Origin of the sequence: Imperialibacter sp. (assembly GCF_040222815.1) — a bacterium.
In the GTDB taxonomy this organism is placed as follows: Bacteria; Bacteroidota; Bacteroidia; order Cytophagales; family Cyclobacteriaceae; genus Imperialibacter.
Genome location: NZ_JAVKCH010000040.1, coordinates 351,980 through 365,373, shown reverse-complemented (window position 1 = coordinate 365,373; position 13,394 = coordinate 351,980). Strand labels below are relative to the sequence as shown.

At 44.1% G+C, this 13,394-nt stretch carries 21 protein-coding genes; 19 read left to right on the top strand and 2 right to left on the bottom strand.

Translation table 11 applies throughout. From position 1 onward, the window contains the following. The first annotated feature begins 1 nt into the window (after window position 1). The 19 genes from rpsN to RIF36_RS21210 all read left to right on the top strand — a co-directional run bounded on the left by rpsN (window position 2) and on the right by RIF36_RS21210 (window position 11,099). Window positions 2-271: a 30S ribosomal protein S14 gene (rpsN, locus tag RIF36_RS21300; protein ID WP_151997954.1), complete on the top strand. Its 270-nt coding sequence runs from the start codon at window positions 2-4 to the stop codon at window positions 269-271. Window positions 272-355: 84 nt separating this feature from the next. Further along, window positions 356-754, top strand: coding sequence for a 30S ribosomal protein S8 (rpsH, locus tag RIF36_RS21295; RefSeq protein WP_151997955.1), 399 nt, complete (start codon window positions 356-358; stop codon window positions 752-754). A gap of 12 nt (window positions 755-766) precedes the next feature. Continuing rightward, complete coding sequence (gene rplF, locus RIF36_RS21290; protein WP_151997956.1) at window positions 767-1,321, top strand: 50S ribosomal protein L6; 555 nt, start codon at window positions 767-769, stop codon at window positions 1,319-1,321. A 5-nt stretch (window positions 1,322-1,326) separates the two neighbouring features. Further along, complete coding sequence (gene rplR, locus RIF36_RS21285; RefSeq protein WP_151997957.1) at window positions 1,327-1,677, top strand: 50S ribosomal protein L18; 351 nt, start codon at window positions 1,327-1,329, stop codon at window positions 1,675-1,677. Window positions 1,678-1,683: 6 nt separating this feature from the next. Continuing rightward, the gene (rpsE, locus tag RIF36_RS21280) at window positions 1,684-2,202 is read left to right on the top strand and encodes a 30S ribosomal protein S5 (protein WP_151997958.1); all 519 of its coding nucleotides are present in this window, start codon (window positions 1,684-1,686) and stop codon (window positions 2,200-2,202) included. Window positions 2,203-2,207: 5 nt separating this feature from the next. Continuing rightward, entirely contained in the window at window positions 2,208-2,387 is a 180-nt protein-coding gene (gene rpmD / locus RIF36_RS21275; RefSeq protein ID WP_151997959.1) for a 50S ribosomal protein L30, read from the top strand. A gap of 4 nt (window positions 2,388-2,391) precedes the next feature. After that, a complete protein-coding gene (gene rplO / locus RIF36_RS21270) occupies window positions 2,392-2,838 on the top strand; it encodes a 50S ribosomal protein L15 (RefSeq protein WP_151997960.1) in 447 nt (148 codons plus the stop codon). A 4-nt stretch (window positions 2,839-2,842) separates the two neighbouring features. Further along, window positions 2,843-4,162 (top strand): preprotein translocase subunit SecY, encoded by a 1,320-nt coding sequence (gene secY, locus RIF36_RS21265; protein WP_350077474.1) that lies wholly within the window; start codon window positions 2,843-2,845, stop codon window positions 4,160-4,162. Between the two features lie 8 nt (window positions 4,163-4,170). Further along, window positions 4,171-4,389, top strand: coding sequence for a translation initiation factor IF-1 (infA, locus tag RIF36_RS21260; RefSeq protein WP_151997962.1), 219 nt, complete (start codon window positions 4,171-4,173; stop codon window positions 4,387-4,389). 6 nt (window positions 4,390-4,395) lie between these two features. Beyond that, window positions 4,396-4,512: a 50S ribosomal protein L36 gene (gene rpmJ, locus RIF36_RS21255; protein WP_151997963.1), complete on the top strand. Its 117-nt coding sequence runs from the start codon at window positions 4,396-4,398 to the stop codon at window positions 4,510-4,512. Window positions 4,513-4,514: 2 nt separating this feature from the next. Beyond that, the gene (gene rpsM, locus RIF36_RS21250) at window positions 4,515-4,892 is read left to right on the top strand and encodes a 30S ribosomal protein S13 (protein WP_151997964.1); all 378 of its coding nucleotides are present in this window, start codon (window positions 4,515-4,517) and stop codon (window positions 4,890-4,892) included. A gap of 12 nt (window positions 4,893-4,904) precedes the next feature. Beyond that, window positions 4,905-5,297 (top strand): 30S ribosomal protein S11, encoded by a 393-nt coding sequence (rpsK, locus tag RIF36_RS21245; protein ID WP_151997965.1) that lies wholly within the window; start codon window positions 4,905-4,907, stop codon window positions 5,295-5,297. A 19-nt stretch (window positions 5,298-5,316) separates the two neighbouring features. Next, complete coding sequence (gene rpsD / locus RIF36_RS21240) at window positions 5,317-5,922, top strand: 30S ribosomal protein S4 (protein WP_350077477.1); 606 nt, start codon at window positions 5,317-5,319, stop codon at window positions 5,920-5,922. Window positions 5,923-5,950: 28 nt separating this feature from the next. After that, window positions 5,951-6,943, top strand: coding sequence for a DNA-directed RNA polymerase subunit alpha (locus RIF36_RS21235; RefSeq protein WP_317487960.1), 993 nt, complete (start codon window positions 5,951-5,953; stop codon window positions 6,941-6,943). A 6-nt stretch (window positions 6,944-6,949) separates the two neighbouring features. Then, window positions 6,950-7,555 (top strand): 50S ribosomal protein L17, encoded by a 606-nt coding sequence (gene rplQ, locus RIF36_RS21230; RefSeq protein WP_350095172.1) that lies wholly within the window; start codon window positions 6,950-6,952, stop codon window positions 7,553-7,555. 199 nt (window positions 7,556-7,754) lie between these two features. Then, the gene (gene carA, locus RIF36_RS21225) at window positions 7,755-8,852 is read left to right on the top strand and encodes a glutamine-hydrolyzing carbamoyl-phosphate synthase small subunit (protein ID WP_350122633.1); all 1,098 of its coding nucleotides are present in this window, start codon (window positions 7,755-7,757) and stop codon (window positions 8,850-8,852) included. 7 nt (window positions 8,853-8,859) lie between these two features. Then, the gene (gene eno, locus RIF36_RS21220) at window positions 8,860-10,140 is read left to right on the top strand and encodes a phosphopyruvate hydratase (protein WP_350077483.1); all 1,281 of its coding nucleotides are present in this window, start codon (window positions 8,860-8,862) and stop codon (window positions 10,138-10,140) included. 89 nt (window positions 10,141-10,229) lie between these two features. Further along, entirely contained in the window at window positions 10,230-10,535 is a 306-nt protein-coding gene (locus tag RIF36_RS21215; RefSeq protein ID WP_151997971.1) for an FtsB family cell division protein, read from the top strand. Window positions 10,536-10,571: 36 nt separating this feature from the next. Then, a complete protein-coding gene (locus tag RIF36_RS21210; protein ID WP_350122631.1) occupies window positions 10,572-11,099 on the top strand; it encodes a hypothetical protein in 528 nt (175 codons plus the stop codon). Here RIF36_RS21210 and RIF36_RS21205 read toward each other — a convergent pair. Continuing rightward, window positions 11,096-12,163 carry an Ldh family oxidoreductase gene (locus RIF36_RS21205; protein WP_350122629.1) on the bottom strand — a complete coding sequence of 356 codons (1,068 nt, stop codon included), beginning with the start codon at window positions 12,161-12,163 and terminating at the stop codon, window positions 11,096-11,098. The two genes, RIF36_RS21210 and RIF36_RS21205, sit on opposite strands and share 4 nt — an antisense overlap. Window positions 12,164-12,390: 227 nt before the next feature. After that, the gene (locus RIF36_RS21200) at window positions 12,391-13,329 is read right to left on the bottom strand and encodes a Ppx/GppA phosphatase family protein (RefSeq protein ID WP_350095181.1); all 939 of its coding nucleotides are present in this window, start codon (window positions 13,327-13,329) and stop codon (window positions 12,391-12,393) included. Between the last annotated feature and the right edge of the window lie 65 nt (window positions 13,330-13,394).

The following is a 13,394-nucleotide window of genomic DNA, read 5'->3' as shown; positions in this document are numbered from 1 at the left end:
CATGGCTAAAGAATCAGTTAAAGCACGGGAGAGAAAAAGAGAGCATTTGGTAGCAAAGTATGCTGCTAAAAGAAAGGCACTTAAAGAAGCAGGTGATTACATCGGTTTAGATAAGTTGCCGAAAAACGCTTCTCCGGTACGTCTTCACAACCGTTGTAAATTGACGGGGCGTCCAAAAGGATATATGAGGAAGTTTGGTATTTCTCGTGTAACATTTCGTGAGATGGCTTCTGATGGTAAAATACCAGGCGTGACCAAGTCAAGCTGGTAATTATTTGCCCAAGGCATATTGTTAAGAAAGAAAATAATTTATACCTTTGCAGCCCTGTTAAAAAGGGCTTAATTATTTTACTGTATGGTTACAGATCCTATAGCAGATTATCTAACACGAGTTAGAAATGCAATAAAAGCAAATCACAGAATCGTTGAGGTTCCTGCTTCTAACATCAAGAAGGAGATCACCAAGGTTCTAATGGATAAGGGATATATCCAGAACTTCAAGTTCGTTGAAGATGATAAGCAAGGTGTTATCAAGATAGCGTTGAAATACAACGCTGTTACGAAGAAAAACGCCATTTTATCTCTTGAAAGAATAAGTAAGCCTGGTTTGCGTAAGTATGCTCACGTTGAAAAAATTCCTCGTGTTCTTAATGGCTTAGGTGTAGCTATCATTTCAACCTCAAGAGGTGTAATGACAGACAAAGAGGCCAGGACACAGAATATTGGTGGAGAAGTACTTTGTTACGTTTATTAAGATATTGATGTCATGTCAAGAATAGGAAAAAAACCAGTAACTGTACCTGCCGGAGTAACCATCTCAATAGATAAAACTGTTGTTACGGTTAAAGGACCTAAAGGCCAGTTAACACAAGATATAGATCCTGACATCCAGGTTAAATTGGAGGGATCAGAATTGGTTGTTGAAAGACCAACTGAACAAAAGCGTCATAAAGCTATGCACGGTTTGTACAGGTCTTTGATCGCTAATATGGTTGAGGGAGTAAGTAATGGTTACAAAGCGGAGCTGGAGCTGGTAGGTGTAGGTTACAAAGCCTCACATCAGGGAAACGTTCTTGAGTTAAACCTTGGCTACTCTCACAATATATTTTTGGCTCTGCCAGATGAAGTTAAGTTGAACACTGAAACTCCAAAAGGTAAGAACCCAACGATAAGTCTAGAAAGTATCGATAAACAGCTTATTGGACAAGTTGCTGCCAAGATCAGATCACTAAGAAAAGTAGAGCCTTACAAAGGTAAAGGTGTTCGCTTTGTGGGAGAGCAAGTTCGTAGAAAAGCTGGTAAAACTGCTGCTAAAAAATAATTAAGATGGCCACCAGTAAAGGAGACAGAAGATTAAGAATAAAAAGAGGAATCCGTAACAAGATTAGCGGAACTTCTGACAGACCCAGGCTTTCGGTTTTCAAAAGCAACAAGGGAATATATGCTCAACTAATTGATGACCTGAGTGGTCACACACTCGCAGCGTCTTCTTCGGAGGATGTAGGCCAGAAGGGAAAGATCAACAATGATGTTTCTAAATTGGTTGGGAAGAAAATTGCTGAAAAGGCTAAGGAAAGCGGCTTGGCAACTTGTGTTTTTGATCGTGGTGGTTACCCATACCACGGACGTGTAAAAGCACTTGCTGAAGGAGCCAGAGAAGGTGGTCTTAAATTCTAATTGAACATGACACAGTCAAACGTAAAATCGGTAAAAGCGTCCGAAATAGATCTTAAAGAACGAGTAGTTGCCATTAACAGGGTAGCGAAAGTAGTGAAGGGTGGACGTCGTTTTAGCTTTTCAGCTATCGTAGTAGTAGGTGATGGCAATGGAGTAGTAGGCTACGGATTGGGTAAAGCCAATGAAGTAACCGATGCAATCACTAAAGGTATCGACGATGCTAAAAAGAACCTTGTTAAGGTTCCGATATTGAAAGGAACGCTTCCACACGAATCGAACGGTAAGTTCAGCGGTGGCAGGGTTTTGATTAAGCCAGCTGCACCTGGTACAGGTGTAATTGCCGGTGGTGCGATGCGTGCGGTATTGGAGAGTGCAGGCGTTCACGATTGTTTGGCTAAGTCAAAAGGTTCGTCAAACCCACACAACGTGGTAAAAGCAACTTTTGACGCTCTGACAAAAATGCGTGATGCGTTCACCGTGGCTGACCAAAGAGGTGTCGAACTAGAAAAAGTTTACAAAGGATAATTCTGATGGCAAAAGTTCAGATTACACAGATAAGAAGCACAATAGGTCGTCCTGCAGTTCAAAAGGCGACAATTAAGGCTTTGGGCCTTGCAAAAATAAATCGTTCTGTCGAAAAGGAACTTACTCCTCAAATCGCAGGAATGATTGCTAAGGTTACTCATTTAGTTGAAGTTAAAGCTCTTTAAGATTATGGACTTAAGTACACTAAAACCTGCAAAGGGGTCTACCCAGAGTAGAAAGAGAATAGGAAGAGGGCAGGGCTCAGGAATGGGCGGTACTTCCACTCGTGGTCACAAAGGTGCTCAATCCAGGTCTGGCTATAGCAAGAAAAAAGGATTTGAGGGTGGTCAAATGCCACTTCAGCGCCGTGTGCCGAAGTTTGGTTTCAAGAATAGAAACAAGGTTATTTCAAAACCAATCAACCTTGACGTGCTTCAAACGCTTGTCGATACTTATAAAGTAAAAGAGGTAACTCTTGACACGCTTATTGAGCATGGATTGGCTTCTAAGAACGATACTGTTAAGGTATTGGGCAGAGGTGAGTTGAAAGCAAAAGTAGATGTATCTGCAAGTTCTTTTTCAAAAGTTGCTCAGGAAGCAATTGAAAAGGCAGGTGGTAAGGTAACCGTACTTTAATAGAATGAAGCGATTTATTAGCACCATAAGGAATATCTTTAGCATAGAGGATCTCCGTATTCGAATTTTGAACACGGTTGGATTTCTACTGATCTTTAGATTGGGATCTTATATAGTTCTTCCAGGTATTGATCCATCTAAACTTGCTGGCGAAGCCCAGGGGATATTTGGTCTGCTTGATACCTTCTTAGGTGGTGCGTTTAGTAATGCCTCCATATTTGGATTGGGCATTATGCCATACATTTCAGCTTCTATCGTTTTGCAGCTATTAACGGTGGCTGTTCCTTATTTTCAAAGATTGCAAAAGGAGGGCGATAGTGGTAGAAAGAAGATTAATCAGTATACCAGAGTATTGACCATATTTATCACGCTGGCTCAGGGAATCGGATATTTAACTGCCACTATTCCCGCAGAGGCTATTGTGATGGCCAACAGGACTTTCTTTACAGGTAGCTCAATTGTCATTCTTACAGCAGGTACCATTTTCTGTATGTGGTTGGGTGAGAAAATTACTGACAAGGGCATAGGTAATGGAATATCAATGCTTATCATGATCGGCATCGTGTCCAGGTTCCCCGCAGCAATCATTGCTGAATCTCTGTCGAGAGGCATGAGTCAGGGGCTTATCCTTGTGCTTGAGATAGTTGCACTGTTCTTTGTAGTAATGGCGGTTGTTATGTTGACACAGGCTGTTCGAAGAATACCTGTTCAATATGCGAAGCAGGTAGTGGGAAATAAGGTATATGGCGGTCAGCGTCAGTACATTCCACTAAAAGTGAATGCAGCTGGTGTAATGCCAATCATTTTTGCTCAGTCGCTTATGTTTCTCCCTGCGCTTATTGCAAGCATCTGGGCCGACACTAGCGATATCGCTCAATATATTGGAACAACGTTTTCTGACTTTCAGTCGTGGCAATACAATGCATTGTTTGCATCGTTGATCATAATCTTTACCTTCTTTTATACAGCTATCACTATTAATCCTAATCAGATTGGTGATGATATGAAGAGAAACGGAGGTTTTATACCAGGCATTAAGCCAGGAAAGGCAACGTCTGAATTTATAGATGGAGTGCTTACAAGAATTACGCTGCCAGGATCTTTGTTTCTTGCATTGGTAGCTATTATGCCAGCATTTGCGAGTATGGCAGGTGTGACAAGAGAGTTTTCCCAGTTCTACGGCGGAACATCGCTGTTGATCATGGTGGGGGTTATTTTAGATACTTTACAGCAAATAGAAAGCTACCTTCTTATGAGACACTATGAGGGTATGATGAAGTCGGGTAGATTAAAAGGCAGATCTCAAAACGTAGCTGTAGCGTAATTTATAATATGGCGAAACAATCATCTATAGAACAGGACGGTACGATAGTAGAAGCACTATCCAATGCGATGTTCAGAGTGGAGTTAGAGAATGGGCATCAGGTAGTAGCCCACATTTCAGGTAAAATGAGGATGAATTACATCAAGATTTTGCCAGGCGATAAAGTAAAAATGGAGATGTCGCCCTATGATTTGACAAAAGGAAGAATAGTATACAGATATAAATAAGTAGTCATGAAAGTAAAGGCATCTGTAAAGAAACGTAGCGTAGACTGCAAGATAATCCGCCGTAATGGTAAGGTGTACGTTATCAATAAGAAGAATCCTAGGTTTAAACAAAGACAAGGTTAATTATGGCTCGTATAGCTGGAGTTGATATTCCCGATAATAAAAGAGGAGAGATAGGTTTGACCTACATCTTCGGAATTGGTCGTAGAACGGCTCAGAAAATACTTGCTGAGGCTGGGATCAACTGGGACAAGAAAGTGTCGGAGTGGACTGAGGAGGAAGCGAACGCAGTTCGTTTGATCATCACTGAGAACATTAAGGTTGAGGGTGTACTGAAATCTGAAATTCAATTGAGCATCAAGCGTTTACTTGATATTGGATGTTACAGAGGACTACGTCACAGAAAAGGGTTACCTGTTAGAGGTCAGCGTACCAAAAACAATAGCCGTACTAGAAAAGGTAAGAGGAAAACAGTGGCTAACAAGAAGAAAGCTACTAAATAATAACTTTTAGCAATGGCTCAGAAGAGAAAAGACAAGGCGAAAAAGCGTGTTGTAGCTGTTGAAGCAGTTGGACAAGCACATATAAGGGCTTCATTCAACAACATCATCATTGCGATGACCAATAATAACGGACAAGTTATTTCTTGGGCTTCAGCAGGTAAGATGGGCTTCAGGGGTTCGAAGAAGAACACACCATACGCAGCACAAGTAGCAGCACAAGACTGTGCAGCTAAGGCATATGATCAAGGACTCCGCAAGGTGGAAGTATTTGTGAAAGGCCCTGGATCAGGCAGAGAGTCTGCTATCAGGACTATTCAAAATGCTGGCATTGAAGTCACTGTGATTAAAGATGTGACCCCGCTTCCTCACAACGGATGTCGCCCGCCTAAAAGACGTAGAGTTTAATTAAAGACTGTAGAAAGAAATGGCAAGATATACTGGTCCAAAAACCAAGATTTCGAGAAAATTTGGAGAGCCCGTTTTGGGTGGTGGCAAAGCCCTTCAGAAGAAGGCTTATCCTCCGGGACAGCACGGCAGAAGCCGTCGTCGTAAGCAGTCTGAATATGCGATCCAGCTATTGGAGAAGCAGAAGGCTAAGTACCTCTACGGATTGTTGGAGAGACAATTTGCTAAGACATTCAATACTGCTCAACGCAAGGACGGCATCACTGGTGAGAACCTGTTGAAGCTTCTTGAAAGCAGACTGGACAACACTGTTTACCGTTTGGGTATTGCTCCAACGAGAAGAGGAGCACGTCAGTTAGTCCTTCACAAGCATATCACTGTAAATGGTGAAGTAGTAAATATCCCAAGTTATTCTCTTACAGCTGGAGATACTGTAGGCGTTCGTGAAAAATCTAAGTCTTTATTGGCTATCACGGAGAGTCTTGCAGCACGTTCTTCCAATAAATTTGGCTGGCTAGAGTGGGACGGTTCACAAATGACTGGTAAGTTTATTCAAGCTCCATCGAGAGATGAAGTTCCTGAAAACATCAAGGAGCAGCTTATCGTCGAATTGTATTCAAAATAATTTTATCAATTAAACACTTTCTATTGCTATGTCAATACTAGCATTTCAAATGCCCGAGAAAGTGGTTATGGAAAAGGCCGATGATTTTCATGGGCTTTTCACCTTTAAACCGCTCGAGAAAGGATACGGAGTTACCATTGGTAACGCACTGAGAAGAATACTTCTTTCCTCTCTTGAAGGCTATGCAATTACAGCAATAAAAATACCAGGAGTTTTGCATGAATTCTCTACAATTGAGGGAGTTATGGAAGACGTAACAGAGATCATTCTGAACCTCAAAATGGTTAGGTTCAAGAAGATTGCTGACATGGTAGACAATAAAGTCACTGTCTCTATATCGAAGCAAGCTAAGTTTACAGCTGGCGACATCGGCAAGTTCACTTCTTCATTCGAAGTATTGAACCCTGAGTTGGTTATCTGTAACCTTGATCAGAGTGCACAATTCGAGATAGAAGTTACAATCGAAAAGGGTAGAGGCTATGTAGCCGCTGATGAGAACAAGCCATCAGGCGATCAGGTTTTCGGGTATATTCCGATTGACTCTGTTTTTACTCCTATTAAGAACGTAAAATATAGCGTAGAGAATACCAGGGTTGAGCAAAAGACTGACTATGAGCAGTTGATTCTTGACATAGAAACTGATGGTTCTATTCACCCTGAAGCAGCTCTTAAGGGAGCAGCAAACATACTTATCCAACATTTCATGTTGTTTTCTGATCAGAGCATGGTGCTTGAAACAGCTGATGCTAAGGAGCCAGATGCCGTTGATGAGGAACTGCTTCACATGCGCAAGCTTTTGAAGACGGCGCTGAACGACCTGGATCTATCTGTTAGAGCTTACAACTGTCTGAAGGCTGCTGATGTTAAGTCATTGGGAGATCTTGTAAGACTTGAAATTTCTGATATGATGAAATTCAGAAACTTCGGTAAGAAGTCGCTTGCTGAGTTGGAACAACTTGTACAGGAGAAAGGGCTTACTTTTGGTATGGACCTGGGTAAGTACAAATTAGAGGAGGATTAATTTATCATGAGACACGGTAAAAAAATAAATCACTTAGGTAGGACAGCAAGCCACAGAAAGGCGCTCCTTTCTAACATGGCGTCTTCGCTGATTCTTCATAAGCGCATAACAACAACTGTAGCTAAGGCCAAGGCACTTAGAAAGTATGTTGAGCCATTGATCACAAAGACAAAAGACGATTCTACTCACAACAGAAGAATTGTTTTCTCTTATCTACAAAATAAGTATTCTGTGCAGGAGCTTTTTGGCCCCGTGGCAGAAAAAACTGCGAGCCGCCCCGGTGGCTACACAAGGATTATCCGTTTGGGTAGCAGGCTTGGTGATAATGCAGAAATTTGTATGATGGAGCTTGTTGACTTCAATGAATTGCTGATTGGAGAAGCTACAGCGAAGCCTAAGGCTAAGAGAACACGTCGTAGCAAGGCTGCTGCTGGTGCTGACGAAGCTAAAGCGTCTGCTACGGATGCAGTAGTTGTGGAAGAAGCTCCGGTGGCCGAAGCGGCTGTTGAAGAAGTTGCTGCTGAAACTACTGAAGAAGCAGCTGCCGAAGCACCTGAAGAAGGTACTGATGAGGCCAGCGCTGACGACTCAACCGAAGAAGAGAAGAAATAATTAGAAAATAGAATATTTCAATTGAAAGGGTTGGCTTTTGTCAACCCTTTTTTGTTTTGAAGCGGTGGGTCTTAGAAAATTCTTTCTATTTTTGTGCCTGCTTATTCGCCTCTAATGTCAAGCTGGCTAATTAGTTTTGAAAGCTGGTAAGCTGTCAAATAAATCACACTAGTTATACAAAGGTAAACGCTGCATACACATGAAATACACACCGAATCCACGTGCTGTTTTACTTCTGGAAGACGGAACCTTGTACGAGGGCGACGCTATCGGTAAAATTGGAACGAGCGGAGGGGAGATTTGCTTTAACACAGGCATGACCGGCTATCAGGAGATTTATACTGATCCGTCATACTTCGGCCAGATTGTGGTGAACACCACTTCTCACATTGGGAACTATGGAGTGAATGTGGATGAACAGGAATCGGCTACACCTAAAATCAGCGGGGTGGTTGTGAATGAGTTTTCGAAGTTGTTTAGCCGCAAAACGGCTGATTCGAGTTTGAACAACTATTTCATTAAAAACAACACGGTCGGTATTTCGGGACTTGACAGCAGGAGCCTCGTCAGGCACATAAGGAGCAAGGGAGCCATGAATGCGATAATCTCTTCCGAGATTTTTGACAAGGCAGAATTGATGGCTAAGCTTAAGCAGGTGCCGTCAATGGAAAAGCTTGAATTGTCTTCTAAAGTGACTACGAAGGAAGCCTATACCTACGGTGATGAAAATAGCAAAATGAAAGTAGCGGTGCTTGATCTCGGGATTAAGCAATCGATTCTCAAGAACATGGCAGCCCGAGGCATATATTGTAAAGTGTTTCCTGCGCAAACCACCTTCAAGGAAATGGAGGCATGGCAGCCAACAGGGTATTTTGTATCAAACGGCCCTGGCGACCCTTCAGTGATGGACTACGCCGTCACCACAGTAAAAGAAATTCTTGCAGCGGACAAACCGTTGTTCGGTATATGTCTTGGTCATCAGATTTTAGCGCTTGCTTGTGGTATCAGCACCTTTAAGATGCACCATGGCCATAGAGGACTTAATCACCCAGTGAAGAACCTGGTGTCAGGGAAGAGCGAGATTACTTCGCAAAACCATGGGTTTGCAGTAAACATGGACGAGCTGAAAAGCTCTTCCGTTGCTGAGCTAACGCACATACATTTGAACGACAGCTCAGTGGCTGGCATGAAATTGAAAGGCAAGAAAGTATTTTCTGTGCAGTACCATCCGGAATCTTCTCCGGGGCCGCACGACTCCAGGTATTTATTTGATCAGTTCGTTGAACATCTAAACTAAAAACATAATGAGTTTAATTGAAGGAATTCACGCAAGGCAGATTCTTGACTCCAGGGGCAATCCTACCATTGAGGTAGATGTCTACACCGAAAATGGAATTATGGGCAGAGCGGCGGTGCCCTCTGGTGCTTCTACAGGCACACACGAGGCCGTGGAGCTTAGAGACGGTGACAAGTCGAAATACCTTGGAAAAGGTGTGCTAAAGGCTGTCGAAAACGTGAACGAGAAAATAGCCGGCGAACTGATTGGCCTTAGTGTTTTCGACCAGAAGCTTATCGACAAGATAATGATTGAGCTTGACGGCACGCCAAACAAAGGAAAACTGGGTGCTAACGCTATTCTTGGTGTTTCTCTGGCAGTTGCAAAGGCAGCAGCACAAGAGTCAGGACAGTCTCTATTCAGATACCTAGGCGGACCCAACGCAAGCACATTGCCTGTGCCAATGATGAACATCATCAATGGTGGTTCTCACTCAGATGCGCCCATCGCATTCCAGGAATTTATGATCCGCCCTGTAGGTGCCCCTACTTATAGCGAGGCGCTTAGAATGGGTGCTGAGATTTTCCATGCCCTTAAGAAGATTCTTCACGACAAAGGGCTGAGCACTGCCGTAGGAGACGAAGGTGGGTTTGCTCCTAACCTTTCAGGTGGAACAGAAGAAGGCCTTGCCGATATTTTGAAGGCGATTGAGAAAGCCGGATACAAGGCTGGAAAAGACGTAATGATTGCGTTTGACTGCGCTGCATCTGAGTTCTATGAGGACGGCAAATACAACTACAAGAAATTTGAAGGTGACTCTGGCAAAGTAAGAACAACCGCTGAGCAGGTTGAATACCTTGCTGAGCTTGTTGAGAAATATCCTGTTGACAGTATAGAAGATGGTTGTGCTGAAAACGACTGGGAAGGCTGGAGACTTTTGACCGAGAAAATCGGACATAAGTGCCAGATCGTTGGTGACGACCTTTTGGTGACCAACGTGAAGTTCCTTGAAAGAGCGATCAACGAGAAGTGTGGCAACTCCATTCTTATCAAAGTCAACCAAATCGGTTCTTTGACAGAAACACTTGCAGCTATTGAAATGGCACACAAAGCTGGCTGGACAGCTGTTATTTCTCACCGCTCGGGTGAAACGGAAGATGCTACCATCGCTGATATTGCCGTGGCTACCAATGCCGGGCAGATCAAGACTGGTTCTCTTTCACGTTCCGACAGGATGGCTAAGTACAATCAGTTGCTTAGAATCGAAGAGGAATTGGGAGAAACAGCTTATTTCCCTGTTAAAAAATAATTAAGACCATTGCATAAAATCCCGGCTGTCGTGCGCTTCGCATGTTGCCGGGATTTTTTTATTTTTGGGAAATAGACTACATTTCCAGTATGATTTCGAGGTTTTTCAAGAATCTGCCCCCCTATACGAGGAACTTCTATTTCCTCTTCACCTTCTTTTTCCTTATTTGGATGCTTTTCCTGGACTCCAACGATGTTTTTACCCAGCTACGCCTGAGCCGGAAGTTGAGTGACCTGGAGGCTCAGAAGGAGTATTATCTGGAAAAAATTGAAGAAGTAAGGCAAGACAGGCACGAGCTGCTTAGCGATAGTGACCTGCTCGAGAAGTTTGCCAGAGAGCGCTACATGATGAAAAAGCCCACCGAGGACTTATACATCATAGTGGCGGAAGAGTAGACAGGTGTTATTACGGAATACAACGTTGTTTACCGCATGAAATCATTAATCGCAGCTTTCATTCTATTTTTCATTTCGTTTTCATCGTTTGCCCAAAAGGAATACGATCAGGAGAACAGCAGTTTCTTTGACAGGGTATACCTCGGCGGCAACTTTGGGGCTCAGTTTGGTTCTGTGACGTTTGTCGACCTTTCTCCGCTGGCAGGCTACATGATTACACCGAAGCTTTCAGGAGGGCTGGGTGTTACCTACCAGTACATCAACTTCAAGTACTATAATGCTTCTTATTCAAACTATGGATGGCGCACCTTTGTAAGAAGGAATATTGGTCGCCAGTTCTTTGTACATGGTGAATTTGAAAACCTCAACCTACAGTTTTACAATGCCAATGACGATGTAGTAAGGCAGTGGGTGCCTGGTTTGTTTGCTGGCGGTGGGCTTTTTCAGCCAATAGGAAGAAGTGGCGGTGGCTTTATGATAAGCGCACTATACAATCTGTTATACGACGACATCCGATCTCCTTACAACAGCCCCATAGTATTACGGGTTGGCTTTACCTTCTAAAAGGCCACGCCAAGTTTTTCGCCCAGCTCTCTCAGGTCTTTTTCAACGGGTGGCAGAAGAGGAATACCACTTTCCATTCTTTCCTTTTCCATTTCTCTTTCCGGGTCGCCGGGTATCAGCACTTTTTCCTGACCTTTTACCGTTTCCGCTTTTCTGAACGTGCTGATCCAATTATCCATATGCTCCTTGAACTCATCAGCCGGACGGAAAGCGTCGACTCGCATGGCACCAAAGAAGTGCCCGATGCCTTCGCCCACTGGATCGGCAGGAGGGGAGAGGAATGCTACAAATGGAGGCACCCAGGGGCCATAGTTGGCGCCCGATAGTACCGCAGAGAAGATATCGACAATGGCTCCAAGTGAGTAACCTTTGTGAGAACCATGCTCCCGGTCACCGCCGAGTGGAAGCAGCGCACCGCCGTCTTTCACGCCGTTGGCATTGGTGGTGGGTGTGCCGTCTTTTTCCTGCACCCAGCCGAGAGGAGCCTCAAGGTTCTTTCTTTGCAGAATTTCCAGCTTGCCATTGGCAGCGGTGGTAGTTGCCATGTCGGCAACAAATGGAGGTTGTGTTTTGGCAGGAATGGCCACCGAAATTGGGTTAGTGCCCAGCAGCCTGGTAGTGCTAAATGTTGGAGCAACCAGCGGGCTGGCATTGGTCATTGAAATGCCAATCATGTCTTTTTCCAGGGCCATCATGCTGTGGTAGCCGGCAATGCCAAAATGGTTGGATCCTTTCACTGATACCCAGCCGGTTCCAACTTTCTCTGCTTTTTCAATGGCCACTTTCATGGCAAAGGGAGCCACTACCAAACCCAGACCGCCGTCGCCGTCTACAACTGCCGTTGAAGGTGTTTCGTGCACGATCTTAATGTTTGGGGTGGCGTTCACTCTTTTGGCCTCCCAAAGCCTCACATAGCCTGAAAGACGGGCTACACCATGGGAGTCAACTCCTCGGAGGTCGGCACTGAGGAGTACTTTAGCTCCGAGGGTGGCGTCTTTCTTAGAATGCCCGATGGCAAGAAGTATGTTTTCTGTGAAGGAAAGTAAATGCTGATATGTAAACATGTGGTCTGATTTCTGGGGGGTAAAAATAGAGATAGAAGAGGTGCTACCCAATCAGAAACAGAATATTTGACCAGGAAATTTCTAAGGAATTTTAACTCAACGTCGTTTAGTTAAGAGCATTCTACCCTTCTCTTCCCTAAAGGGATGCTAATCATCATTTAGTCTCCCTTTAGGCCGGGGTAAAAATGGAAATGGGATTCCAAACCTCTTAACTAAACTACGTTGGATTATACCCTCTTTTTGTAGAGAGAATGGATGGTCTTCAGAAGGACGCCTTCTTTCAAAGCATAGGCAGAAACCCGGATGTTTTTGATGTCGAGCTTTTGGTTAACAAAGTGAATGAGGATGCTCGCTACCACAATCATGTCGACCCGCATCTCGATCATGCCAGGTACGTTCATTCTTTCCTGTCTGTTGAAAGTGATCATCTTCTCATAAATGCCCTCGAATGCATCTAACGTAAAGGGAAATTCGGTGTCGAGTGGATTCTTTTCGATTTTATTATCGAGCATGTAAATGTCGCTCAGTGTATCGAAGGTGCCTGATGAGCCCACAAGGGTTTGTGGTTTGTATGTTTGGCATGCTTCGAAGAGCGGCTCGAGGTTCATGGCCAGGTAGCTCTGTAGCCGTATCACCTCTTCTGGCAGAATGGGGTCGTGGCTGTGGAACTGGTCAATGAGGCGCTGGCCGCCTATTTCAAAGCTTCGCTTCCAGAAGATCTCCGACTGATTGCCGATGATGAACTCAATGCTGCCACCGCCAATGTCCATGATGAGCACAGGCTCATCGCTCATAGGAATGGCCTTTTTTACGCCGTAATAGATTGTTTCGGCTTCTTCGTCCCCAGAGATAATCCGGACTTCGATGCCCAACTCACGCTGAACCCTGTCAGCAAACTCTGCACCGTTCTTTGCATTTCGGATGGCACTCGTGGCTGTGGCAAAAACTTCATCTACTTTTTCAGCCTTTAGCACTTCGTTGAATCTTTCCAGCGCTTTCAGCGCCCTTTGCGTGGCTTCCTCCGTAATCAGACCATGTGAAATACCACCTTCGCCAATTCTTACCAGCAGCTTCTCTTTAAAAAGGATGGTGAAATCATGATCTCTCACTTCCGCAACGAGCAGGTGAAAGGTATTCGTACCCATGTCAATGATTCCGACTTTCATGATTTAGTCCCTCAGCTGTGCTAAAAATTGGCGCAAGATAACACTTTATCGTACCACTAAGCATA

Coding starts and splice junctions, on each gene's coding strand:
- rplF (WP_151997956.1), top strand. CDS start 767: ATGTCAAGAATAGGAAAAAAACCAGTAACTGTACCTGCCGGAGTAACC.
- rpsD (WP_350077477.1), top strand. CDS start 5,317: ATGGCAAGATATACTGGTCCAAAAACCAAGATTTCGAGAAAATTTGGA.
- RIF36_RS21215 (WP_151997971.1), top strand. CDS start 10,230: ATGATTTCGAGGTTTTTCAAGAATCTGCCCCCCTATACGAGGAACTTC.
- rplQ (WP_350095172.1), top strand. CDS start 6,950: ATGAGACACGGTAAAAAAATAAATCACTTAGGTAGGACAGCAAGCCAC.
- rpsN (WP_151997954.1), top strand. CDS start 2: ATGGCTAAAGAATCAGTTAAAGCACGGGAGAGAAAAAGAGAGCATTTG.
- rpmJ (WP_151997963.1), top strand. CDS start 4,396: ATGAAAGTAAAGGCATCTGTAAAGAAACGTAGCGTAGACTGCAAGATA.
- eno (WP_350077483.1), top strand. CDS start 8,860: ATGAGTTTAATTGAAGGAATTCACGCAAGGCAGATTCTTGACTCCAGG.
- rplR (WP_151997957.1), top strand. CDS start 1,327: ATGGCCACCAGTAAAGGAGACAGAAGATTAAGAATAAAAAGAGGAATC.
- rpsK (WP_151997965.1), top strand. CDS start 4,905: ATGGCTCAGAAGAGAAAAGACAAGGCGAAAAAGCGTGTTGTAGCTGTT.
- secY (WP_350077474.1), top strand. CDS start 2,843: ATGAAGCGATTTATTAGCACCATAAGGAATATCTTTAGCATAGAGGAT.
- RIF36_RS21205 (WP_350122629.1), bottom strand. CDS start 12,163: ATGTTTACATATCAGCATTTACTTTCCTTCACAGAAAACATACTTCTT.
- RIF36_RS21200 (WP_350095181.1), bottom strand. CDS start 13,329: ATGAAAGTCGGAATCATTGACATGGGTACGAATACCTTTCACCTGCTC.
- rplO (WP_151997960.1), top strand. CDS start 2,392: ATGGACTTAAGTACACTAAAACCTGCAAAGGGGTCTACCCAGAGTAGA.
- rpsH (WP_151997955.1), top strand. CDS start 356: ATGGTTACAGATCCTATAGCAGATTATCTAACACGAGTTAGAAATGCA.
- RIF36_RS21210 (WP_350122631.1), top strand. CDS start 10,572: ATGAAATCATTAATCGCAGCTTTCATTCTATTTTTCATTTCGTTTTCA.
- rpsM (WP_151997964.1), top strand. CDS start 4,515: ATGGCTCGTATAGCTGGAGTTGATATTCCCGATAATAAAAGAGGAGAG.
- infA (WP_151997962.1), top strand. CDS start 4,171: ATGGCGAAACAATCATCTATAGAACAGGACGGTACGATAGTAGAAGCA.
- rpmD (WP_151997959.1), top strand. CDS start 2,208: ATGGCAAAAGTTCAGATTACACAGATAAGAAGCACAATAGGTCGTCCT.
- RIF36_RS21235 (WP_317487960.1), top strand. CDS start 5,951: ATGTCAATACTAGCATTTCAAATGCCCGAGAAAGTGGTTATGGAAAAG.
- carA (WP_350122633.1), top strand. CDS start 7,755: ATGAAATACACACCGAATCCACGTGCTGTTTTACTTCTGGAAGACGGA.
- rpsE (WP_151997958.1), top strand. CDS start 1,684: ATGACACAGTCAAACGTAAAATCGGTAAAAGCGTCCGAAATAGATCTT.